Source organism: Streptomyces crystallinus (assembly GCF_039521265.1).
In the GTDB taxonomy this organism is placed as follows: Bacteria; Actinomycetota; Actinomycetes; order Streptomycetales; family Streptomycetaceae; genus Streptomyces; species Streptomyces crystallinus.
Genome location: NZ_BAAACA010000009.1, coordinates 100,488 through 122,432 on the forward strand (window position 1 = coordinate 100,488; position 21,945 = coordinate 122,432).

The 21,945-nt window shown below is 72.6% G+C and carries 23 protein-coding genes and 1 pseudogene; 13 read left to right on the top strand and 11 right to left on the bottom strand.

Features of this window, described 5'->3' with window-relative positions; genetic code table 11:
* The first annotated feature begins 37 nt into the window (after nucleotides 1–37).
* Both ABD236_RS07640 and ABD236_RS07645 read left to right on the top strand, forming a co-directional pair.
* Nucleotides 38–732: pseudogene (locus tag ABD236_RS07640) on the top strand (HEAT repeat domain-containing protein).
* Between the two features lie 6 nt (nucleotides 733–738).
* Nucleotides 739–1,743 carry a HEAT repeat domain-containing protein gene (locus tag ABD236_RS07645; protein WP_344071593.1) on the top strand — a complete coding sequence of 335 codons (1,005 nt, stop codon included), beginning with the start codon at nucleotides 739–741 and terminating at the stop codon, nucleotides 1,741–1,743.
* Between the two features lie 76 nt (nucleotides 1,744–1,819).
* On the opposite strand, the gene ABD236_RS07650 is transcribed toward ABD236_RS07645, so the two are convergent.
* Both ABD236_RS07650 and ABD236_RS07655 read right to left on the bottom strand, forming a co-directional pair.
* Nucleotides 1,820–3,088, bottom strand: coding sequence for an NAD(P)/FAD-dependent oxidoreductase (locus ABD236_RS07650; RefSeq protein WP_344071595.1), 1,269 nt, complete (start codon nucleotides 3,086–3,088; stop codon nucleotides 1,820–1,822).
* A gap of 230 nt (nucleotides 3,089–3,318) precedes the next feature.
* The gene (locus ABD236_RS07655; protein ID WP_344071597.1) at nucleotides 3,319–3,903 is read right to left on the bottom strand and encodes a beta/gamma crystallin family protein; all 585 of its coding nucleotides are present in this window, start codon (nucleotides 3,901–3,903) and stop codon (nucleotides 3,319–3,321) included.
* Nucleotides 3,904–4,038: 135 nt separating this feature from the next.
* On the opposite strand from ABD236_RS07655, the gene ABD236_RS07660 reads away from it, so the two are divergent.
* Both ABD236_RS07660 and ABD236_RS07665 read left to right on the top strand, forming a co-directional pair.
* The gene (locus tag ABD236_RS07660; protein ID WP_344071599.1) at nucleotides 4,039–6,012 is read left to right on the top strand and encodes an ATP-binding protein; all 1,974 of its coding nucleotides are present in this window, start codon (nucleotides 4,039–4,041) and stop codon (nucleotides 6,010–6,012) included.
* Entirely contained in the window at nucleotides 6,009–7,433 is a 1,425-nt protein-coding gene (locus tag ABD236_RS07665) for a tetratricopeptide repeat protein (protein WP_344071601.1), read from the top strand. Before ABD236_RS07660 ends, ABD236_RS07665 begins: the two co-directional genes overlap by 4 nt.
* Nucleotides 7,434–7,498: 65 nt before the next feature.
* Here ABD236_RS07665 and ABD236_RS07670 read toward each other — a convergent pair whose 3' ends face one another.
* Nucleotides 7,499–8,635, bottom strand: a complete 1,137-nt coding sequence (locus ABD236_RS07670; protein ID WP_344071603.1) for an alkene reductase — start codon at nucleotides 8,633–8,635, stop codon at nucleotides 7,499–7,501.
* Between the two features lie 75 nt (nucleotides 8,636–8,710).
* Here ABD236_RS07670 and ABD236_RS07675 point away from each other — a divergent pair, with 75 nt between their 5' ends.
* From ABD236_RS07675 to ABD236_RS07690, 4 genes are all read left to right on the top strand, one after another.
* A complete protein-coding gene (locus tag ABD236_RS07675; RefSeq protein WP_344071605.1) occupies nucleotides 8,711–9,103 on the top strand; it encodes a MerR family transcriptional regulator in 393 nt (130 codons plus the stop codon).
* Nucleotides 9,104–9,179: 76 nt separating this feature from the next.
* On the top strand, nucleotides 9,180–10,025 hold the full coding sequence (locus ABD236_RS07680; RefSeq protein ID WP_344071607.1) for a helix-turn-helix transcriptional regulator: 846 nt from the start codon (nucleotides 9,180–9,182) through the stop codon (nucleotides 10,023–10,025).
* Nucleotides 10,026–10,186: 161 nt separating this feature from the next.
* Entirely contained in the window at nucleotides 10,187–10,543 is a 357-nt protein-coding gene (locus ABD236_RS07685) for a hypothetical protein (protein ID WP_344071609.1), read from the top strand.
* Between the two features lie 142 nt (nucleotides 10,544–10,685).
* Nucleotides 10,686–11,909: a GNAT family N-acetyltransferase gene (locus tag ABD236_RS07690; RefSeq protein ID WP_344071611.1), complete on the top strand. Its 1,224-nt coding sequence runs from the start codon at nucleotides 10,686–10,688 to the stop codon at nucleotides 11,907–11,909.
* A gap of 71 nt (nucleotides 11,910–11,980) precedes the next feature.
* Here ABD236_RS07690 and ABD236_RS07695 read toward each other — a convergent pair whose 3' ends face one another.
* Nucleotides 11,981–12,565, bottom strand: coding sequence for a TetR/AcrR family transcriptional regulator (locus tag ABD236_RS07695; RefSeq protein ID WP_344071614.1), 585 nt, complete (start codon nucleotides 12,563–12,565; stop codon nucleotides 11,981–11,983).
* A gap of 115 nt (nucleotides 12,566–12,680) precedes the next feature.
* Here ABD236_RS07695 and ABD236_RS07700 point away from each other — a divergent pair, with 115 nt between their 5' ends.
* Nucleotides 12,681–12,911, top strand: coding sequence for a putative antibiotic biosynthesis monooxygenase (locus ABD236_RS07700; RefSeq protein WP_344071616.1), 231 nt, complete (start codon nucleotides 12,681–12,683; stop codon nucleotides 12,909–12,911).
* A gap of 100 nt (nucleotides 12,912–13,011) precedes the next feature.
* Here ABD236_RS07700 and ABD236_RS07705 read toward each other — a convergent pair whose 3' ends face one another.
* Entirely contained in the window at nucleotides 13,012–13,617 is a 606-nt protein-coding gene (locus ABD236_RS07705; RefSeq protein ID WP_344071618.1) for a helix-turn-helix domain-containing protein, read from the bottom strand.
* Between the two features lie 88 nt (nucleotides 13,618–13,705).
* Between ABD236_RS07705 and ABD236_RS07710 the strand changes: the two genes are divergently transcribed.
* Together ABD236_RS07710 and ABD236_RS07715 are read left to right on the top strand one after the other, a co-directional pair.
* Nucleotides 13,706–14,332: a class I SAM-dependent methyltransferase gene (locus ABD236_RS07710; protein WP_344071620.1), complete on the top strand. Its 627-nt coding sequence runs from the start codon at nucleotides 13,706–13,708 to the stop codon at nucleotides 14,330–14,332.
* 44 nt (nucleotides 14,333–14,376) lie between these two features.
* Nucleotides 14,377–14,868, top strand: a complete 492-nt coding sequence (locus ABD236_RS07715) for a DinB family protein (protein ID WP_344071622.1) — start codon at nucleotides 14,377–14,379, stop codon at nucleotides 14,866–14,868.
* 64 nt (nucleotides 14,869–14,932) lie between these two features.
* Here the strand turns inward: ABD236_RS07715 and ABD236_RS07720 are convergent, their stop codons facing one another.
* The 5 genes from ABD236_RS07720 to ABD236_RS07740 all read right to left on the bottom strand — a co-directional run bounded on the left by ABD236_RS07720 (nucleotide 14,933) and on the right by ABD236_RS07740 (nucleotide 19,400).
* Nucleotides 14,933–15,493 (bottom strand): CGNR zinc finger domain-containing protein, encoded by a 561-nt coding sequence (locus ABD236_RS07720; RefSeq protein WP_344071624.1) that lies wholly within the window; start codon nucleotides 15,491–15,493, stop codon nucleotides 14,933–14,935.
* A gap of 87 nt (nucleotides 15,494–15,580) precedes the next feature.
* Nucleotides 15,581–15,775 (bottom strand): hypothetical protein, encoded by a 195-nt coding sequence (locus tag ABD236_RS07725; protein WP_344071626.1) that lies wholly within the window; start codon nucleotides 15,773–15,775, stop codon nucleotides 15,581–15,583.
* Nucleotides 15,776–15,903: 128 nt separating this feature from the next.
* Complete coding sequence (locus ABD236_RS07730; RefSeq protein WP_344071628.1) at nucleotides 15,904–17,124, bottom strand: PP2C family protein-serine/threonine phosphatase; 1,221 nt, start codon at nucleotides 17,122–17,124, stop codon at nucleotides 15,904–15,906.
* Nucleotides 17,125–17,348: 224 nt separating this feature from the next.
* A complete protein-coding gene (locus tag ABD236_RS07735) occupies nucleotides 17,349–18,368 on the bottom strand; it encodes a hypothetical protein (RefSeq protein WP_344071630.1) in 1,020 nt (339 codons plus the stop codon).
* Between the two features lie 216 nt (nucleotides 18,369–18,584).
* On the bottom strand, nucleotides 18,585–19,400 hold the full coding sequence (locus tag ABD236_RS07740; protein ID WP_344071632.1) for an SDR family oxidoreductase: 816 nt from the start codon (nucleotides 19,398–19,400) through the stop codon (nucleotides 18,585–18,587).
* 78 nt (nucleotides 19,401–19,478) lie between these two features.
* Here ABD236_RS07740 and ABD236_RS07745 point away from each other — a divergent pair, with 78 nt between their 5' ends.
* Complete coding sequence (locus ABD236_RS07745; RefSeq protein ID WP_425543836.1) at nucleotides 19,479–20,105, top strand: TetR/AcrR family transcriptional regulator; 627 nt, start codon at nucleotides 19,479–19,481, stop codon at nucleotides 20,103–20,105.
* An 84-nt stretch (nucleotides 20,106–20,189) separates the two neighbouring features.
* Here the strand turns inward: ABD236_RS07745 and ABD236_RS07750 are convergent, their stop codons facing one another.
* The gene (locus ABD236_RS07750) at nucleotides 20,190–20,747 is read right to left on the bottom strand and encodes a GNAT family N-acetyltransferase (protein WP_344071636.1); all 558 of its coding nucleotides are present in this window, start codon (nucleotides 20,745–20,747) and stop codon (nucleotides 20,190–20,192) included.
* Nucleotides 20,748–20,915: 168 nt separating this feature from the next.
* Here ABD236_RS07750 and ABD236_RS07755 point away from each other — a divergent pair, with 168 nt between their 5' ends.
* Nucleotides 20,916–21,770, top strand: coding sequence for a class I SAM-dependent methyltransferase (locus tag ABD236_RS07755; RefSeq protein WP_344071638.1), 855 nt, complete (start codon nucleotides 20,916–20,918; stop codon nucleotides 21,768–21,770).
* Nucleotides 21,771–21,945 lie beyond the last annotated feature (175 nt).

Genomic DNA, 21,945 nt, shown 5'->3' on the forward strand with positions numbered 1-21,945 from the left:
GGCTCCGTTTGACCTTGACACCGTGACAAGGCCTTCACTGCTCACCAAGGAGGTGGTCCGATGACGATCACAGAGCAGGACGGCACGGAGGCGATGCGGGTGCTTCAGGGGCTGGAGGACGACCGCTCGTCCGTACGGCTGCGGGCCGCCCTCACGGTCGGTACGACGCCCGACCCCCGCTTCGTCGACAAGCTCGTCGAGCGCTGCGCGGTCGAGCCCGAGTTCTTCGTCCGCGACATGCTCACCTGGGCGCTCACCCGCCACCCGGTGTCCATGACGCTCCCCGGGCTGCTCGGCGCGGTCCGTTCCGAGCACGCGCAGGCGCGGAGCCAGGCGCTGCACACGCTGTCCAAGATCGGGGACCGGCGGGCGTGGCCGTCGATCACACGGGCGCTGCTGACCGACCCCGACGACGAGGTGGCGCGGGCCGCCTGGCGGACCGCCGTGCTCCTCGTACCGGAGGGCGAGGAGCCCTCGCTGGCCGAGGCGTTGGCCACGCAGTTCGGGCGCGGCGGGCGCGAGACGCAGCTGAGTCTCAGCCGGGCGCTGGTCGAGCTGGGTGAAGTGGCCGTGCCTGCTCTGCGGACGGCGACGGCGAGCCCCGACCCGCACGTACGGGCGCACGCGCTCGCCACCGAGCGGCTGCTGCGCGACCCGGACACCGGGTTCGCGTTCGCGATCGAGGAGGCGAAGCGGGTCGTGGCTCTCGGCGGGGAACGCCAGGAGGGATGATGAGGTGTGTTGATCGGTGAGGTGGCGCGACGGTCCGGGGTCAGTGCCCGCATGCTGCGGCATTACGAGTCGCTCGACCTGGTGCGGCCTTCGGGGCGTACGGGCTCCGGCTACCGGGAGTACTGCGGCGAGGACATCCGGCGGATCTTCCAGATCGAGAGCCTGCGGTCGCTGGGGCTGTCGCTGCGGGAGATCGGGCGCGCACTCGACGACCCCGGCTCCACGCCCTCGGCGCTCGTCGGCGACCTCATCCGTCAGACACGCGAACGCATCGCGGCCGAGACCGAGTTGCTCACGCGGCTGCGCCGGATCGACGCGTCGGAGCCCGGCGGCTGGGAGGACGTCCTCCAGGTCGTCGCGCTCCTTCAGGCACTGGGGTCGAAGAGCGCCGACACGCGGCAGCGGGCGGCCCTCTCCTCCGTAGACGAAGGCGCGGTTCCGGTGGAGGCCCTGGTCGAGGCGGTATTGAACGAGTCGGACCCGAACGTCGCCGGAGCCCTTCGATGGGCGCTGGCGCGATCGGGCGACGGCGGCCCGGCCCTGCTGGCGCGGGGCCTCGGCTCACCGGTGGCCGCGGTGCGCGAACGCGCCGTCCGCTCCCTGGCCGAGCTGCCCGGTGACGACGCCACCGAGCACCTGCGGTACGCCCTCGCGAGCCCCGACGCCGTGGTCCGCGCGCAGGCCGCGTCGGCGCTCGGGACGCGTGGGGTCACCGAGGCGATCCCGACGCTCGTCGACATGGTCGTGGACGGCCGCAACGACACCGACGCGGCCGACGCGCTGAGCATGCTGGCGTGCGACCCCACCACGACGGACCGGATCGCGACCCGCCTCGTCGACCGCCTCGCCGACGCCACCACGCCGGAGCCCGCACGCGGCCGGCTGACCCAGGCGCTGGCGGGCATCCCGGGAGCGAGGGCGACACGCGCCCTCGTGGAGCTGTCGCGGGACGAGGACCGCGCCGTCGCGCTGACGGCCGCGTACGTCCTACGGCTGCGCGGGGAGGAGTGACGGAGGTGACGGGGTCGGCGGCGCGGGCCGTGGAACACACCGGGCCCGGGCCCCTCACCGGTCACGGCCCCGCGTGTTACCGCCGCGCGGGCGCCTTCGCCTTCCCCCGATGCCTGATGTTGACGACCGACGCCTTCGCCAGCGCCACCGGGCTCAGGAACCGCGACGGGCTGATCAGGCGGGAGGCGAACAGATGCATGTGCCGCGCCACCGACGCGTCCCGCGCCGCCGCCGAGAAGATCAGCCGCTCCACGGGGTTGAACGGGCGGCCCTTGGCGTAGTCGACCGCCAGGAAGTGCTGACCGCGCAGTTGGCGCCGGTGTCTGCGGGCGTAGGCCGCCAGCGACCGGTCGAGGTCGCCCCGGCCGGTCACGGCCGCACCGGCCGCCTCGGCCAGCCAGTGCGCGGACAGCAGGGCCCACCCGCACCCCACTCCCCACAGCGGGTCGCCGGTCAGGGCGGCGTCGCCGATCAACGCGAGGCCGGGCGCGGTCGGCTCCCGGCTGATCAGCGGGTAGTTGACCGTGCCGGTGATCTTCGAGACGCGCTCGGCGGAGTCGACCGCCGGCGCCTCGGGCAGGGCGCGGACGAAGTCGAGGAAACTGCCCTCCAGGTCCTCCCGGAAGGCGGGCAGCCGCTTCTTGTCCGGGAGCACCGCGAGGACCGTGATCCCGTCGTCGTTCGGGAACGCGTACGCCATGTCGGGGTCCAGGAACCAGACCTGGCCGATCCCCTCGTGCACGGGGAGGCCGCGGAAGTGGGCGAGATAGCCGAACCGCGCGTTCTCGTGCTGCCGGGCGGGCACCTCGGCGAACTTCGCCACGGCCGAGTCCTTCCCGTCGGCCCCGACCACCAGCCGCGCCCGGAGCTCCCGCTCCCCCTGCGGCGTCGACGCACGCACGCCGACGGTTCGCCCGGCTTCTCGCACCACCGCGGTCACCTGGTGCCCGAGGAGCAGATCGACGCCGGGGGTCTGCGCCGCCCGGGACCGGATGAGCGGATCGAGGGTGCTGCGCCGGACGTTGTACGCGTACGGCAGCTCGGGACCGCTCGGCGCGGCCTTCGGCTCGATCCATCCCCAGCGGGTGTACCAGCGGGCCGAGTTGCGCGGAGCCCCCGCCTTCTCCAGCGCGGGCACGAGACCGAGCTCGTCCAGCACCGGGTACGCGTTGGCCGTGATGGAGTGGGTGCACAGCACCTTGTACGCCTCGGGGTCCGAGCGGCGCTCCAGCAGTGCGACGCGGGCCCCGCGCCGGGCGAGCAGGATCGCCGCGGCGCAGCCGGCGAGGCCGGCTCCGCTGATGACGACGTCGTAGCCGTCTCCCGCGCTCTCAGATGTGGTCATGCGCTGATCCGCCCCCTCGGAGTGTGGTGCCCGTACGTAGCAGTCGTGCGGTGCCACTCCAGTCAGGTGCATGATCAAATGTCAAGGGGTGTGGGCGGGTTGGCGTGGCGCGCGGCCCCGGCTTCCTGTACCGGGGCCTGCCGCACCTGCCCGGCAGCCGTACACGCGCCGCTTCCCCGTCGGGGTGGGCAGCTCCTCCCCCGTAGGAGCCGCCCACCCGGTCTGTGGGCTCAGGTGTTGTAGACGGAGCTGATCCGGTCGTTCCAGCCCTGGTACATGACTCCCTCGGAGTACCAGGCGTTGGTGTTGCCCGGGTACCAGTAGCCCTGGCCCCCGGTGTGCTCGGCGAGGTGCGCTCCGCAGCTGCCCGTGCGGTACGACGACGCCTCGTCGTTGAAGCCGAAGTCGGTCAGGTTCTGCCAGTAGCCCCGGTCGTAGAAGGACAGGGTGCGGCCGTTGACGGAGCCGTTGTAGTTGAACTCACCGTGCTCGTACAGACGCAGTGGCGTGGAACATGAGGCGAGGGCCATGGTCCGGCTCTGGAGCCGCGCCAGCTTCGTGGCGGCCTGCTCCTGCTCCTTCTGCGTGCGGTAGCACTCGACCACGCCCTGGGTCCGCCAGACCGTGCACGCCTTCGCGGCGCCCCAGTCCTTGGAGAGGTCGATCGTCCTGCCTTCGAACCGTGCCACTGTCCCGGCCGCCTTCGCCGCCGGCGCGCTGTCGGCCTGGGCGAGCGGTGCGGTCGCGAGGGCCGCGCCCCCGATCAACGCGACCCCGCCGAGCAGGGCCGCGGCCTTCGTGCCGGTTCTCCGCATGGTGCACGCTCCCTTGATGGGTGGGTGGAGGGGCTGAGCAGCGGTGGATTCCCGTGGTGGATTCCCGTTGATGCTCATGCCATCGTTCGGTTCGTTACCGTGCACGGTCGGCCTGTGGTGAATCTGGGGGAAACCTTGAACCGGCTGGTGGAGTTCGGTCTGCTCGGCAGCGTCGAGGCCCATGTGGACGGTCGGCCGGTGGACCTCGGCCACGCACGGCAGCGGTGCGTGCTGGCGGCCCTCCTCGTGGACGTCGACCGTGTCGTGCCGGCCGACCGGCTCGTCGAGCGCGTGTGGACGGACCCGGCCTCCCTCCGACGCGCCCGCGACACGCTGTACGGCTACGTCTCCCGGCTGCGGCGTGCTCTGGCGGACGTGGAAGGTGTGGACATCACCCGTCGTTCCGGCGGCTATGTCCTCGGGGTCGGGCGGGCGGTGGTGGATCTGCACCGGTTCCGCGACCTCGTGGGCAGGGCCCGGGCGGCCGACCGCGACGACCGGACGGCCGACCTGTTCGACCGGGCGCTGGCCCTGTGGCGCGGGGACGCCCTGTCCGGCCTCGACACACCGTGGACCAACGAACTCCGCGACACCCTGGACCACGAGCGCTTCGCCGCCGAGCTGGACCGCGTCGACGCCCGGCTCGGGTGCGGCCGCCACGCCGAGCTGTCGGGTGAACTGGCCCGGCTCGCCCAGGCACACCCGCTGGACGAGAGACTGGCCGGGCAGCTCATGCTCGCCCTGTACCGGTGCGGCCGGCCGGCCGACGCCCTGCACCACTACCGGCAGCTCACTCAGCGGCTGTGCGAGGAGCTCGGCTGCGACCCGGGTCCACGGCTGCGGGAGCTGCACCAGCGCATCCTCACCACCGACCCCGCGCTCGACCTCCCGGTCGCCGCCGAACCCGCTGTCGTGCTCCGCGCCGCCCCGGCCCGGCGGCTCGTCGGGCGCACGGCGGAACTCGCGCTCGCCCAGCGCGCGATCGACGCGGCCGTGGCCGGCCGGACGGGTGTGCTGGAGGTCGTGGGCGAGCCCGGCATCGGGAAGACCCGCCTGCTCGACGAGGTGGGCGAGCGGGCCCGCCGACGCGGCCTGACGGTCCTGGCCGGACGTTGCGCGGAGCTCGACCAGGCTCCGTACGGCGTGCTCGTCGACGCGCTGGACCCACACCTGGCCGCCCCGGTCGACTTACCGGACCCCTCGCTCGATCTGCTCGGCACGGTGTTCCCCACCCTTGCCGAGCGGCGCTCGGGGCCGAAGCCGCTGGAAGCGGAACGGTACTGGTTCCACCGCTCTCTACAGGGCCTGCTGAAGGCGCTCGGCGGCTCCGGCGGACTCGTCCTCGGCCTGGACGACCTGCACTGGTCGGATCCGGCGACGGTGGAGTTCCTCGACCACCTGGTGCGGCACCCGCCCCGCACACCGCTGCTGCTCGTACTCGCCCACCGCCCCCGGCAGTCGCCGCCTCGGCTGGTGGCATCGCTGGCCCGAGCCGAGAAGGCGGGCCACTTCACCAGGGTCGAGCTGGGGCCGCTCTCCCCGGCCGAGAGCGCGGAGCTGTGCGGTGTCGCGGCGCGCGGCTGGGAATTCGGGCAGCTGTACGCGGCCGCCGAGGGCAACCCGTTCTACCTGGAGGCATTGGCCCGCAGCAGCCGCACCTCCTCCGCCCGCCCGGTCAGGTGGACGAGCTGCCGCGGCCGGTGCGGGCCGCGTTGCAGGAGGAGTTGGAGGGGCTGTCACCCGCCGCGCGGGCCACGGCCGGGGCGGCCGCCGTGCTCGGTGACACCTTCGACGTGGAGCTGGCCGCGGCCGTGTCCCGGATCGGCGTACCGCGGACCCTGTCAGCCGTCGACCAGCTCACGGAGCGCGACCTCGTACGGCAGGTGGGCCTCACCCGGCGGTTCCGGTTCCGCCATCCGCTGGTGCGTACGGCGGTGTACGAGGGGCTGGGCGCGGGATGGCGGATCGAGGCTCACGCCCGGGCCGCCGAGGGCCTGGCGGCACGCGGCGCTTCCCTGGCCGCCAGGGCCTCGCACATCCAGCGCTCGGCCCGCCTGGGGGACACGGACGCGGCCCGGCTGCTGGTGCGTGCCGCCCGTCAGATCATGACCGTCGCCCCGGTCACCTCGGCCTCGTGGACGGGCGAGGCGCTGCGGCTGCTCGACGCTCCCGGTCCCGACCGGCCGGAACTCCTCCTCCAGCAGGCCGACGCGCTGAGCCTGGCCGGTCAGCTGCGGGACAGCCGGTCAGTCCTGCGAGAAGCGGCCACGCTGCTGCCCGCCGACGCCTGGGACGCGCGGGCGCGTCTGACCGCCTCGCTCGCCAGGACGGAATGGCTGCTCGGCCGCTACCGGGAGGCGCTCTCGCTCCTGCGGCAGGAGCTGACACACGGAGCAGGGCGAGTGGCGGAGGCCCCAAGGGCGGGCCTGTACCTGGCAGGTGCGGCCGTGGCCCTGCGCTCCTTCGACCTTCCCGCCGCCGTCGACTGGGCCGAACGCGCACGCGTCGCCTCGGACCGGACCACGAACCTGCCGTGCCTGGCCGAGGCGCAGGGCATGCTGGCCCTGGCGCACGTCCAGGCGGGTGACAACGTCGGCGCGGCTCACCACCTCGACCGTGCGCTGAGCGCGCTGGACAGCACGGAGGAGTCGGCCGACTGGCTCAACACCCTGGTCACGATCGGTTGGACGCAGATGTTCCAGGGCCGCTACGACGCCGCCCTGCACCAGATCGACCGTGGCCTGGACGTCTGCCGACGCACCGGCCGCGGCACGCTCCTGGCCGACCTGCTGGAGGCCAGGGCCTACGTGTACCTGTGGCTCGGCCGACTGGACGAGGCTGCGGCCTGCGCCCAGGACGCGCTGGAGGCGGCGGCACTGGTCGGCAGCGACGAGCCCTGTTCGCTGGCCGAGTCCGCGCTCGCCGCTGTCCACCTGTGGCGAGGGGATGCCCCGGGCGCGCTGAGGATCTGCCAGGAGTCCCTGTCCCGTACGAGCACGGACCCGGGCTCGCGCAGAGCGACGGTCACCGGCCTGCTCGGCCAGGCACTGCTGCTCACCGGGGACCCCGAGGGATGTGTGCGCGCCGTCCTCGACGGCGGTGGCGGCCCCGGACTCACCGGGTACGAGGCCCCGTTGCGTCCCCTCTGGTTCGGCGTGCTGACGAGTGCCGAACTGGCGCGGGGCGATAGCGCGGCCGCCGAGCGGTGGGTGCGGTGCGCGGTCGCCGCCGTGGCGCCGGACGGGCCCCCCGCCTGCGCGGGCTTCGCCCTGCTCGCCCGGGCCGAGGTGGAGCTCTTCCAGCAGGGAGGCGGCGCGGCGTCGACAGCCCTACGGGCGGCCGACGTGTTCGCGACGGCCCGTATGCCCCTGTACGAGGTGCGGGCACGCCTGATCGCGGGGAGCGCGCCGGCCGCCTCCCGCTCCCGCCCTGACGCACTCGCCCAGTTGGCCCGGGCGAGAGCGCTGGCAACCGCCGCAGGTGCCGCCACCTTGGCGCAACTGGCCGTCGACGCGTACGGCCGCGTGTGAGGGTGTCGCGCGTACTCGCGGGGCATCTGCGCACCCAGACCGTGCCGACCCCCTCGCGCCGCCGGTCAGGCCGCACGCCCCGAGGTGAGCGCCAGGTCCGCGGTCTCGCTCAGCGTGGGGTAGTCGGTGTAACCGGTCGGCCCGCCCACGTACATCGTGTACTTGTCCCGTACCTCGTTCAGCGGTGCGCCGATCCGCAGACGCTCCACCAGGTCGGGGTTGGCGAGGAAGGCGCGGCCCAGCGCGATGACGTCGGCGCCGGCCGCCAGCAGGCGCTCCCCCGCGGCGCGCCCGCCGTCGGCGGGCAGGGGGGCGGGCCAGCCGAGGTTCGGGTTGGCCAGCAGGGTGCCGGGCCAGTCGGCGCGGATCCGGGCGAAGAGCGGGGTCTGCGGGTCGGCCAACTCCAGGTGCAGATAGGCCAGGTCGAGGTCCGACAGGGCCTTGATGAGCTCCGGGTAGATGTTCTCGGTGTCGCCTTCCTCGATGCCGTTGACCGTGTTGGCCGGGGAGATCCGCAGCCCCGTCCGCTCGGCGCCGATCGCGTCCGCCACGGCCCGGGTCACCTCGACCGCGAAGCGGATGCGGCCCTGGACGGAGCCGCCGTAGGCGTCGCCGCGCCGGTTGGTGTTCTCGGCCATGAACTGGTGCACCAGCATCCCGTTGGCGGCGTGCACCTCCACCCCTTCGAAGCCCGCTTCGAGCGCGTTGCGTGCCGCCTGGGCGAAGTCGGCGACCGTGGCGTGGATGTCGTCGATCGTCATGGCGCGGGGCACCACCGAGGGCCGGCGTCCGGTGGCCGTGTGGATCGTCTCGGGCAGTGCTGTCGCCGACGGGGCGACCGGGACGAGTCCGCTGGTGTCGGGGTGGCCGACCCGGCCCCCGTGCTGGAGCTGGAGGAACATCGCGCCTCCTTCGGCACGTACCGCGTCGGTGACCCGGCGCCATCCGGCGATCTGGGCCGCGGTGTGGATCCCGGGGATGTTGGCGTAGGTCTGTCCGACGGCGTTCGGGGTGGTGCCCTCGGCGATGATGAGTCCGGCCGAGGCGCGCTGGGCGTACTGGGTGGCCATCAGGTCCCCCGGGACGCCGTCGGCGTCGGCCCGGTTCCTGGTCAGCGGTGCCATGACCAGACGGTTGCGGAGGTGGAGCGGGCCGAGGCGGGTGGGGGCGAAGAGACCGGTGTTCGCTGTTGTGTGCGTCATGACCGTACGGTAGAAGTTGACACCGGTGTCAGGTTCAAGTCGGACGGGACGCTGCCGTCCGGGGCAGGGGGAAGCATGCGGGTCGGGGAGCTGGCCGAACGCACGGGCGTCAGCGAACGCTCGTTGCGCTACTACGAGAAGCAGGGCCTGCTGACCGCCGAGCGGACCCCAGGCGGCCACCGCGAGTTCGGCGACTGGGCGGTCGACCGGGTCATCCGTATCCAGGCCCTGTACGCGGCGGGCCTCAACAGCACCAAGATCGCGACCCTGTTGCCCTGTATGCGCGACGCCGACGGCGGCCCCTCCGCGCGGGCCACGGAACGTCTGGTCGCCGAACTCGCCCAGGAGCGGGAGCGGATCGACCGCCTCATCGCCGATCTGCTGCGCTCGCGCGATGTCCTGGACGAGGTGCTGGAGATGGCGGCACAGCCGCGACCGGCTGCGACGGCGCCCGCGTCGGCAGTCTAGGCCCCCCGCCAGGCCCGTCGCTGCCTGGGTGGGACACACCCAGGCAGCGGAGAACCCCTGGCCATAGCCTCTCCCCATGACGAGCAGCGAACTCGGGGAATTCCTGCGGGCCCGGCGCGCACAGCTGGCGCCGGAGGACGTCGGCCTCACCTCCTACCGGCGGCGCCGGGTGGCCGGGCTGCGACGGGAGGAGGTCGCGGTCCTGGCCGGAATGAACAGCGACTACTACGCGCGGCTGGAACAGGGGCGTGAGCGCCACCCCTCCGCGCAGTTGCTGGACGCGCTCTGCCGCGCGCTCAGGCTGGACGCCGAGGCCCGCGAGCACGCACACCGTCTCGCGGGCACCACCCCGGCCGGGCTCGGGGCGCAGCCACGCGAGACGGTCAGCCCGCTGCTGCGGCAGCTCCTCGACACCCAGGCGCACACCCCGGCGTTCGTCGTGAGCCCGCCCCTCGACCTGCTGGCGGCCAACACCCTCGCGGGCGCCCTGTTCTCCCCGTTCCAGGCGGCGGACAACCTGGCCCGGATGACGTTCCTGGACCCGGCCGCGCCCATATTCTTCGCCCGCTGGGAACAGACGGCACAGGCCACGGTCGCCGCCCTGCGCCACGCCACCGGGCTCACCCCGCACTACCCGAGACTCGACGAACTGGTACGCACCCTGTGCGCGGCGAGCCCGCCGTTCAGCGCACTGTGGGCCTCTCACACGGTGTGGGGCAAGACCCACGACGCCAAGGAACTCGTGCACCCCGAGGTGGGCCCGCTGTCCCTGACGTATCAGACCTTCGACGTCCGCGGTGCTCCCGGCCAGCAGCTGGTGATCTACCACGCCGAGCCGGGAAGCCCCGGCGCCCAGGCCCTCACACTGCTCGGCACGCTCGCGGCCACCGCCGCCCGTCAGCCGCCTTCCGCGCTCGCCTGACGGCGGGTCGGCAGCCGGTCCCCCACCGCTGTGGTCGGCCGGGCCGCATGAGGCGGCGTCACCCGTTCGACGGAGCCGGGTGGCTGCCCGGGCGGAGGGTGGCCAAGAGTGGGCCGGGAGTACGCCTGATACGAGATCTCTCCACTGATGAGGAGCGCGTTATGCGCCGATGCGCCACCGTCGCCGCGATCGCCCTGTGCGGGGCCGTCGCCGCGGGAACCGCCGGGCCCGCCTTCGCCGCCGCGTCCCAGCCTGTGCCTGTCGGCGACCGGGCGCCGGTCCAGGACCGCCGGGACGGCGATGCGGCCGGGAAGACCGAGACGGTGGCGTGGATCGCCGAGTGGAGCAAGTTCATCGCGGACCAGAAGAAGACGGTCGAGGGGGACGCCAAGACGGCCCAGGACGACGTCAAGAACGCCATCAAGGAAGCCCAGGCGAGTTTCGCGCAGTTGCAGAAGGAAATGACCGACCTGTTCAAGACGCCGGAGACCACGACGACGGTCCCGTCGCCCGGCTGACCCGGGCCGCCCTCCAGGTGCCGCGCGCTCCAACGCCTGCTGACCCGGCCGTAATTCACTTGACCCGCTCATGGGTCGGGGATGCACTGTGGCCGGGCGCCACGCTTCGTGGTGCCGGACATCACGGAAGGCAGCGGCAGCGATGGAGATCCGTCCCACCAACGACGAGGACTTCGATGCCTTCGTCGCCACCCTCCACGCGCCGTTCGCGCGCTTCCCGGACACCCCGGCCGAGGACGGTGGCGGGGCGTGGTGGTCGGCGCTCGAAATGGACCGCGGCCTGTTCGCCGTGACGGCCGACGGGCAGACCGTCGGCACCACCGGTGCGTACACCTTCGAGCTCACCCTGCCCGGTGACGTACTCGCCCCGGCCGCCGGGGTGACCGCCGTCGGTGTCCTGCCCTCGCACCGACGCCAGGGCGTGCTCAGCGCGATGATGCGGCATCAGCTCACCGAGCTGCGCGGCCGAGGGGAGTTCCTCTCCGTACTGCTGGCCTCCGAGGCCGTGATCTACCGCAGGTTCGGCTACGGCCCGGCGACCTACACCCAGCGGCTGACCGTGCCGCGCCACCAGGCCGCCCTCACCCTGCCCCGGGCGCGTGGAGCGGCCGACGCCCCGGACACCGGCTCGGTCGAGCTGCTGCGGCGCGCGGAGTGCGGCGAGCTCCTGGAGGAGGTGTACGACCGGTACCGCCGCACCCAGCCCGGCGCGCTGTCCCGGCCGCACCGCTGGTGGGCCCTGCGCGCGGGGCAGCCGCCCATCTCCCCGGCGCCGCGTTACGTGGCCGTCCACCGGGACGCCGACGGAGTGCCGGACGGGTACGCCAGCTACTCGCTGACCGAGCCCCACACCCTGACGGTCGACGAGACCATCGCCGCCGACGACGCCGCCTTCACGGCACTGGCCCGGTTCCTCCTCGGCCACGACCTGGTCAAGCAGGTGGTCTTCAAGCACTTCCCGCCCGGCCATCCGCTGCGCTGGCAGCTCATGGACTTCCGCGCCGGCGAGATCACCCAGGACACCGACTGGCTCTGGGTGCGGCTGCTGGACATCCCGCGCGCGTTGAGCGCCCGCGGCTACTTCACGGACGGCGAGCTCGTCCTCGACGTCGAGGACGCGTTCCTCGGCGAGCGCGGCCGCTATCTGCTGAGCGTGCGGGACAGCAAGGCCGAGTGCGTCCCCACGGACCGCGAGCCCGACCTGTCCCTGGACGTGAGCGATCTCGGCTCGGTCTACCTCGGTGGGACCACCCCGAGCACCCTGGTGCGGGCCGGACACATCCGGGCCCACCGGCCGGGCGCGGCCGGCCTCGCCGACGCCCTCTTCCACAGCGACCGCGCCCCGCACTGCCTGCACTGGTTCTGACAGCGCCGGCAGCGAGCCGTCCGCCGCCGCGGCGGACGGCGGTTCGACGACAGACTCTCAGGGACAGACTCTCAGGCGGAGGTGAGCCGTCGGACCAGGGTGACCAGGGCCTCGCGCCGGTCTTCGGGGGCGCCCTGGCCGGCCGGGGCCAGCAGCATGCGGGCGAGCTGGGGCAGGGTGAACCAGGACGCGGTCAGCGCGATCACCGCGTGCATGAGCTCGCCCGCGCCGACCGTGTCGGTCAGTGCGCCGCCGCGCTGGGCGGCGGCGACGGTGGCGATCTTCTCGGCGTAGTGGTCGGTGCGTTCGCACTCGGCCGCCACCCGGTCCTGGCAGAGCAGTCCCTCCCAGGCCAACAGCCGTACGAAGTGCGGGTGCTCACGGTGGTAGTCGAAGATCCGGCCCGCGTAGTCGCCCAGGTCGAGGGCCTGTTCGGCGGTGAGCGGCACGGCCGCGGCGACCTTCTCCAGCTCGGACTCCAGCACCGCGACGAACAGCTTCTCCTTGCTGCCGAAGTACTGGTAGATCCGCTCCTTGTTGATGCCCGCGCGGGTCGCGACCCGGGCGACGCGGGCCCCTTCGGGACCGTGCTCGGCGAACTCCTCGACCGCCGCGTCGAGCAGACGCTGTCTGGTGCGTGCTGTGTCCCAGGCCATGCCGTGACTGTAACCCATTTCCAACCGAAGGGTTGGACATGCGGACCGCAGCCGTGCCAGACTCCAACCCGATGGTTGGAGATCTTTACTCCACCACGTCTGACCAGGAGGTCTCATGTCCGCGCGCCAGCCTGCCGCCGCTCCGTCGATCCACCGCCGCGCCGTGATCACCTGGCTCGCCGTCTATCCGACGATCACCGCCGTCCTGGGCCTGCTCGGCCCGACCACGGCCCATCTGCCGCTGGTGCTGCGGACGCTGATCCTCACGGTGATAGTCGTCCCCATCGCCGCGTACGTCTTCATCCCGCTGCTCATGAAGGCCAACGCCGCACTGGTACGGCGCTGAGAGCCTGCCCGCGGACCCGCGTCGGCCACTTGGAGGGCGGCGCGGCCGGGCCTCGTCCAGCACTCCGGGCGGCTCCTGGAGCTGACCGGACGCGCATCCCTCACCGGGACCCGGCCTCGGGCCGCCGGTCGGGGCCGGTGTGCACATGCGCCCGCAGCCCCTGGAGGCCGAACAGGATGAGGAGTTCGACCGCCCCGCTGTCGGCGCTGCCCAGCCAGTGCGGTACGGACGTGTCGAACTCGGCCGCCTCACCGGCCGGCAGCGTCAGATCGCGCTCGCCGATCACCAGCCGCAGACGACCGTTGAGCACGTACAGCCACTCGTACCCCTCATGGGTCTGCGGGGTCGGCGCGAGGGGCTCCGGCCGGGCGGGGATGATCATCTTGAACGCGTGCACCCCGCCCGGCCGCCGCGACAGGGGCACGAAGGTCATACCGAAGCGTCTGATCGGCTTGAGGTGGATCCGGGGGTCGCCGGTGCGCGCCGCGCCCACCAGGTCGTCCAGCGGAACGTCGTAGATACGGGCCAGTGGCAGCAGCAGCTCCAGCGTCGGCCGGCGCAGGCCGCTCTCCAGCCGGGACAGGGTGCTCTCCGACACGCCGGTCGCCGCCGCCAGGTGGGCCAGGGTGATGCCGCGCTCGCGGCGCAGCGCGCGCAGCCGCGGCCCCACCGCGTCGAGTACCGCGTCGTCCGATGTGGGATCCATGCGGCTCACCTTGCCATTACCGCAAGATCGCGTGCCAGGCCGTGGTGCGCCCGCCAAGACTGAGCGTCCACCGACGCGAGGAGTCTTGATGAACACCACCGACGCGGGCGCGTACTGGGACGGTCTCTACGCCGCCCGGCCGGCAGCAGGCCACCCCCGCCCCAACGCACGCCTGACCGAGACGGTGACCGGGCTGCCGCCCGGCGCCGCGCTGGACCTGGGGTGCGGGGGCGGTGGCGACGCCCTGTGGCTGGCACGCCGGGGCTGGCATGTCACCGCCACCGACATCTCGGCCGTGGCGGTCGAGCGGCTCGCCGACCTCGCCCGCGCACACGGCCTGGGCGACCGTGTCGACGCCGTACGGCACGACCTGCACGAGTCCTTCCCGCCCGGTGTGTTCGACCTGGTCTGCGCCCACTATCTGCACACCCCCTGGAACCTGGACCGGACAGCCGTCCTGCGCTCGGCCGCACACGCGCTGCGCCCCGGCGGACGGCTGCTGGTCGTCGACCACGGCTCGGCCGCGCCCTGGTCCTGGGACCAGGACCCCGACACCCGCTACCCGAGCCCGCAGGAGGTGGCCGCCGGTATCGAACTGGCCCCGCAGACATGGGCGGTCGAGCGTGCCGATGCCCCGCGCCGGATCGCGACCGGCCCGGACGGGCGCACCGCCGAGGTGACCGACCACGTCCTCCTCATCCGCCGCACCGCCTGACGCGGCGCCCCAACTCCCCTACCGGCAAAGGAAGGCGACCTCCGATGCCCAGCGCCACCACCCGCAGCGACACCCCACCACCCCGGACCGGAACCAGCGAGGCCGACGTCCTGCGCGGGTTCCTCGGCTACCTCCGCACCTCTGTCGCCGCGAAGCTCGACGGCGCCCCCGAGCCCCAGGTGCGCACGGCCGCAGTGCCTTCGGGCACCAACCTGCTCGGGCTGCTCAACCATCTGACGTACGTGGAGCGCTCGGTGTTCCTCGGCGACCGGGTCACCGACTGGCAAGCCACGTTCCACGCGGCCCCGACGGACACGGTCGCCGACGTCGTGGCCCGCTACCGCGAGACGGTCGCGCGCGCCGACGCCGTCCTCGACGGCTGTGCCGATCTGGGCGCACACCTGCCCCGCCCACGGCCGGGACACCCTGGCCCGAGCGTCCGCTGGGCCCTGGCGCACATGATCGAGGAGACCGGCCGCCACGCGGGTCACGCGGACATCCTCCGCGAACTGATCGACGGCTCGACGGGCCGCTGAGCCGGTGCCGACGCGGGCAGGCGGGCGATCGGCGCCCTCGCGGAGGGGCGCCGTGCACCCCGGGTCAGTGCGCCGCCGCGGGCTCGGTCTTCTTCCGGGCTCGGTACGCGGCTGCCTTGATCTTGTTGCCGCACGACTCCATGCCGCACCACTGCCGCCGCATACCCCGCGAACGGTCGATATAGGTGCGGGTGCACTCCGGATTGCCGCACTCCTTGAGCAGCGGTACGTCCGGGCCGCTCAACAGCTCGACGGCGAGGCGGGCCACCGTCGACAGGGCCTCTTCCGGTGTCGCCTGCGTCCACCGCCCCGACGGGGTCAGCTGCGGCACCGCGGACGGTCGGCGCGCCGCGTTGTTCAGTACGGTCAGGGCCGCCCCGTCGTAGTCCTTGGCGAGCCGGCGCGCGGTGACCAGCTCGTACATCGCTTCCCGTACGGCCATCGCCTCCTCCACGTCGGCCTCCCGGCTAGGGGAGACCGCGTCGACGACGCCGGACTCGACGTACCAGGCGTTCAGCCTGTCCGGCGTCACGAACATCTCGAAGCGCAGTGAACGACGCGCCCGGAGCGTGGCGACGAAGTCGAGGGCCGGGTTCCCGCAGACGAAGACGTGGTCGAGGTTCACATCACCATCCTGGCAGGTGACGGAAGGCGCGACAAGCTCCGTCACCCGCCGGAGCGGCAATCCTCCAGGGCTTGGAAGGGGGCCCGCTCACAGTCCCAGGTCGGCGGCGAGGCAGGAGAAGGACCTCCAGGAGGCCTCGGGGTTGAAGGCGTACCGTGCGGGGTCGTTCGCCGTGGCGGCCTTCTCCTCGACCATGTCCTCGTGGCGTATCCGCGGGGGCAGACTGCCAAACCGCGCTTGGCGTACCGCGGCAGCGGCGTCCGTGACGTGCGTGCTCTCCATGACTGAACTCCGTTCGTACGACGAGTGGCACTGAGGGAGACAGATGACGGCGTCCTCGATGGCAACGACTGTCGCACAGAATGCGTCACCGGTCAAACCGGTGACGCAGGGAGGGCTCTTGCCCTCTCTCAACCTCTCCTGGGCTCGGGCTTCGTGTCGGGGGCCCACCATTCGATGAGGAGCAGGGTGGCGTCGTCGCGCAGGTCGTTGTCCTCGTTGTCGAGGATGGAGTGGATGAGGCGACGCAGCGACTCCGCGGCCAGTTCGCCCGCGGCGGTGGCGAGGATGATGGAGTCCGTGAAGCGCTCCATACCGAATTCGCCGCCGCTCGCGGTGCGCGCCTCGGTCACTCCGTCGGTGTAGAGCAGGACGCGGTCGCCGGGCTGGAGCGTCGTCTGGTGCACCGCCCGGGGTTCGTTGCTGAACCTGGCCGGGAGGCCCATGGGCGGCTGGGCACTGCGTTCCAGGGCTCCGGCCACGACCTGTCCGTCCCGGATCAGCAGCGGCGGGGGATGCCCGCAGTTGCACCAGCTGAACACGCCCGAGGCGAGGTCGAGCTGGGTGAGGATGCCGGTGCAGAACTTGTCGGGCAGCCACTGGGCGAGCGCCTGGTCGATGGTTTCGACGAGGTCGATCAGCCCGGCCTCGGCCCGCCGGGCGTTGCGGCAGCCCGCCAGGGCGACGGAGGTCGTCAGACCCGAGGCGAGGTCGTGGCCCATGGCGTCGAGGATCGCGGCGTGCAGGGTGGACTGGGTGAGCGAATGGTCGAAGGCGTCACCTCCGATCTCGTACGCCGGCTCCAGCACGGCGGTGGAGACGACATGGGTGTTGCCGATGGTGCGCGGCGGCAGGAAGGCGCGGAGCATCTCGGCGGGCAGCCGCATCCGCTCGGCCCGGGCCTTGCGGGCGAAGCTGTCGCTGTAGGCGCGCTTGGAGGTGATGGCCATCGCCACCACTTGGGTGAGCATCCGGCAGCGGCGCAGTCGTACGGCGTCCACGGAGCGCGTGCGCACCCCCAGCACGCCCAACCGCTCGGATCCGTCCACGACCGGCAGCCACAGACACAGGACACCGGTCTCCACGTCCTCCATCCGCAGGGAAACCGTCCGGTAGCACCAGCCCGCGATGGACGTGTCGATGTCCAGGACCGGCACCCCCTCGGTGAGCGCGACGAGGCGGCGCTGCTGAAGGTCGGTCAGGTAGATGACGATCTCCCCCAGGCCGAAGGCCTCGGCGCAGCGGTTCACCAGTGCCGGGAGGTCCATCGGCGTGGCGGTGTGCGCCTGGGCGAGCAGGTCCTCCAGCAGTCGCTCGCCGTAGTCGGGGCCCTCGCCGCCGTCCCTGCCCATGGCCGACCACCTCCTCCTGTCGGCAGTCTCACACCCCGTTCCGCATCCCGCCCGACGCGATCCGCCGGTGTACGGGCGCTGACGGCCGCAGGGCCCGTGCCGGCCGTTGCACGACCGCTCGTGGCGCGTTCCACCAGACGGGCGCGCCAGGGGCCGGCGGGCTCGCCCGGGTCGGCACCGCACGCGCCCCGACCCGGGCGGCCGTCAGCCGGTGACCGGCACTGTCACGGGCGCCAGTCGGCCTCCAGGTCGTGGGAGCCGGTCTTGGTGAGCTGGGTCAGCTCCTTGCCGTCGGCCCGTACGAGGTAGAGGTGTTCCGGGTCCGTGTCGTCGGTGCCGCCGCGGGTGAAGACCAGGCGCCTGCCGTCCGGGGACCAGGACGGGTACTTGTCGTTGGCGGCGGCCGACGTGATGCCGTGCAGCGCGGTGCCGTCGGGGCGGACGACGTACAGGTGGGCGAAACCGGTGGAGTCCACGCGGCTGAAGACGATGTGGTTGCTGTGCGACCAGTCGGGCGTCCAGTCGTGGGAGCCGGGCGCGGTGACGGGCGTCTGGGCCAGGGTGGACAGCTGGATGCGCATCACCCGGCTGTTGCCGGCGGCGTCCGCGCGGCTGAACGCCAGGTACTTTCCGTCCGGCGACCAGGTCGGGTGGAACTCGTCGGCCGCGGTGTGGGTGAGCCGGGTCGAAGGGGTGCCGTCGATGTCGGCGACAAAGAGCTCGCGCTGGGTGCCGACCGGCTTGGCGTAGGCGATCCGCTTGCCGTCCGGGGACCACGCCGGGTCGGAGGCGCCCTTGGTGCCGGGGACGGCCTTCAGTCCGCCGCCCGTGCTCGTCATCGTCCAGATGCCGTCGATGGCGCCACCGGACCCGTACCGGACGAAGGCCACCCGCTTGCCGTCCGGGGACCAGCTGGGCATGACGTCGCTGACCGTCGAGCTGTGGGTGAGCTTGACGGTCGCGCCGCCTCCGGGGTTGATCGTGTAGAGGTCTTCCGTGGGCGCCGCCGTGGTGTAGCGGGCGAAGACGATCGGGTGGTCGCCGGCCGCACCCGCGGTGCCCGGGGCGCCGAGGGTCAGCGGTCCGGCGGCCAGGGCGATGGCCGTGGCGGTCAGCGCCACGCGGCGGCGGCGCGTGGCGCCGACCGCTCCGGAACCGCCGACTCCGCGAGCTCCGCCGCTGCCGGTTCCGCGCGCTCCGCCGCCGGTTCTACCGCCGTCGGTGCCGTGCTGTTGGTACGTCAAGGTGTCCACCCCGATCCCTCAAGGCGGCTGATTCCAGCCGCTTCGGCCCGTAAACATCCCACCGACGGGACGCCGGGGGAAGCCACGGGACCCGGGGATCGGAGCGCTGTGACATGTTCCGTACACGGCTGCCACAGGGGTTGCACGCGGGGACATCCGCGCGTGAACAGGCGCGGGCGTCCGGCGGTCACGCGCCTCGGCACCGGGCGCGGGCACTCACAGACCGGAACCCCCGGTGGCGTCGACCACCCGGCCGGTCACCCAGCGGGCGTCGTCCGAGGCGAGGAAGGCCACGATGTCGGCCACGTCCTCCGGCTGTCCGACGCGGCCCAGCGCGGCGACGGAGGCCGCCTGAGCCTCGGCCTCGGGGTTGTCGCGCAGCCAGGAGGCGTTGACGTCCGTGTCGATGATCCCGGGGGCGACCGAGTTCACGGTGATACCCCGGGGACCGAGGCTCTTGGCGAGGTTGAGGGTGAAGTTGTCGAGGGCGCCCTTGGTGGCGCTGTAGGCGATGATCTCGGGCATGGCGAGACGGGCCGCGCCACTGGATATGTTGATGATCCGGCCACCGTCGCGCAGCCGCTTCAGGCCCTCCTGGACGACGAAGAACGGCGCCCGGACGTTCACGGCGAAGACCTCGTCGAAGTCCTGCTCCGTCAGCGCCGCCAAGTCGGCGCTGCGACCGATGCCCGCGTTGTTGACGATGATGTCCACGCCGACGCCGGTGGGGGCCGCGGCGAGGGGCGCGTACGCGGCGACCTCGGCGTCGAAGGCCGCCCACAGGCTCGCCGCGTCGCCGTGCCGGCCCAGGGTGGCCTTCAGCGCGACCGCCCGGCCGCCGTCCTTCTCGATACGGGCGACCGCCTCGCGCGCCGCCGACTCGTCGCTGCTGTAGGTCAGGGCGACCAGGGCGCCGTCCCCGGCGAGGCGTTCCGCGATGGCCCGGCCGATGCCCCTGCTGCCCCCGGTGACCAGGGCCACCTTGCCGTCAAGTCGCCGCGTTCCGTTGGAGGTTGACCCGGTGGTTGTCATGCTCGCCGACCGCCTTCTATTTGTTGGTGGATCACTCAAGAAAGGAAGTTAGCACGTTTGTTGAGCGACCGCTCTAAAATGGTGGGCATGAGTGAGACGCCGGCTCCGGCCAAGCGAGGGCGGCCGCGGACCTTCGACCGCGCCGAGGCACTGACAGCCGCGACCCGCCTGTTCTGGGAACGCGGCTACGAGGGCACCTCCATCGGTGAGCTGACCGAGGCGCTGGGCATCAGGCCGGGCAGCCTCTACGCCGCCTTCGGGGACAAGAAGTCCCTGTTCAAGGAGGTGGTGGAGTGTTACGGCCGGTCCCCCGTCGGCGCCTTCATGGGCGTGGCCCTGGAGGAGGAGCCCACGGCGTACGGCGCGTTCGCCCGCATCCTGCGCGAGGCAGCCGTCATCTACCCCGACCCGTCCCACCCGGCCGGGTGTCTGACCATCAGCGCGGCCACCAACGTCACCCCCCAGGACAGCGAGGTGGCGGCGTTCCTGCGCACCCTGCGCAACGGCAACCTGCCCACGTTCGAAGCCCGTCTGCGCCGAGCCCAGCAGGCGGGCGAGCTGCCCGCCGACGCCGACCCCAAGGCGCTGGCCGCGTACTTCGCCGCCGTCATCCAGGGGCTCTCCCAGCGCGCCCAGGACGGCGCGACAGCGGCCGAACTGACCCGGACAGCCGAACTGGCACTCGCCGCCTGGCCGGCGGCGTGAAGCGGATACCGGCCTTTTGAGAGGAGCGGGCCGGGGCCTGGGCGCACCCACGGCGTACGCGCAGTGCGGCGGAGGCCCGACTCGCTAAGGCCTGCTCGGCGTCGGACCGGCGGGACGATCGACGCGGTAGAGGAAATGCGTACGGCCGTCGGCCGGGTTGTCCGGTGTCAGGTCGGCGGTGCCGGTCCTGCGCAGTCCGGCCTTCTCCAGGGCGCGCCACGAGGCGCGGTTGGCCGCGTTGACCGGGATCACGACGGCGGCGGCGTCCGGATGGTCGGTCCACGTCGCCGCCACGACCGCCGCGATGACGCGCGGGCCCAGCCCCTGCCCCACCAGCGCCGGATCGCCGATCAGATAGTCGATCGTGACCGCCGTGCCGGGCAGCTCGGTCTGGCGGCCCACCTCGGCGCGATAGTCGGGGTAGTCCGCGAACCGGCAGCGCTGGACCAGCCCCACCGGCCTACCGTCCAGCATGACCAGCAGGTCCTCGGACGGCTCCTCTCCACGAATCGCCGGTCCAAAGTCCCGCGCGACCCCTTCGGGGGAGGTGTCGTGCTGCCACCACCTGGCCACATGCGGCCGCATGAGCCACTCCCGCAACAGAGCGAGATCCCTTTCGGTCACCCGTCGCCAGGTAATCATCGACAGCCCTTCCACCCGTCACGCGAGGCCACCCCACCATCACACCGCACGGTGATCGGGCTCAGCAATGCCGCGGCCGCACGGGCCGTTGTGACTCGGGGAGCGCCCGGTCGTTGCTCCCTGTGCAGACCACGGGCGGAACGGGGCTACCGACTAGGAGCCGGAGCGATGACCCAGGTGACCGATGTCCACTACCGGCAACATGTCCTGCCGTACTACCGGGCGTTCGGTTCACGCTTCGGGTACGCGGCGCTGCTCGGGCGTACGCGCCACTTCGGCTGGTACGAGCCGGGGCACTCCGCCTGGGGGTTCACCGCGGCCATGCGGCGCATGGAGCTCGTCGTGGCGCGGAAGCTCGACCTCCCCGCGGCGGCGTCGGTGCTCGATGCCGGGTGCGGGGTCGGCGACACGGCGCGTACGGTCGCCCGGGCGGGCGGGGCGTACGTCACCGGGATCGACGGGATCGAGCCGGACGTCGCCATCGCGCGGCAGCGGTCGGCCCGCGCCTACGCGTCGGGCGGGCGCACGCGTTTTCTCGTGGGCAACTATCACGCCCTCCCGTTCGCCGACGGCTCGTTCGACGGCGCCTACACGATGGAGTCCTTCGTCCACTCCCCCGACCCCGGCCAGGGACTCGCCGAGTTCTTCCGCGTCCTGCGCCCGGGTGGCAGGCTGGTCATGTCGGAGTATTCGAGCACCCCGCAAGCCCAGCTGAGGCCGCAGGCCCGGTCCGCCCTGCTCCGCGTCTGTCAGCTGTCCGGCATGCCGGGCATGCTCACGCTGACCCACGGGCACCTGGAGCACCTGCTCCAACAGACCGGCTTCGTCGTCGAGTCGGCCTACGACGCGACGGAGAAGATCCTGCCCATGCTGCGGTGCTTCTCAGTTCTCGGACAGCTGCCCTACGCGCTCGCACGCGGCGTGGGCCGTGGGGACAGCCTGGTCAACGCGATGAGCGGGGTGGAGATGTACCGGCACCGGGAGACATGGCGGTACAACATCTACGTGGCGACCAGGCCGTGATCCCGCGAGGCACCCGGACTCGGCTACGTTCGACCACCCCCCTGCCGGTGTCGCCTCAGCGCCGTGCGCCTGCCCATGAGCGTCGCCCTTCGGGCCGTGCGGATGAGAGGAGCCGGAGCATGGCCGTCCCGAGGAGGTGGGCCCGGGACAGCCATGCGGCACATCGCTGTGCCCT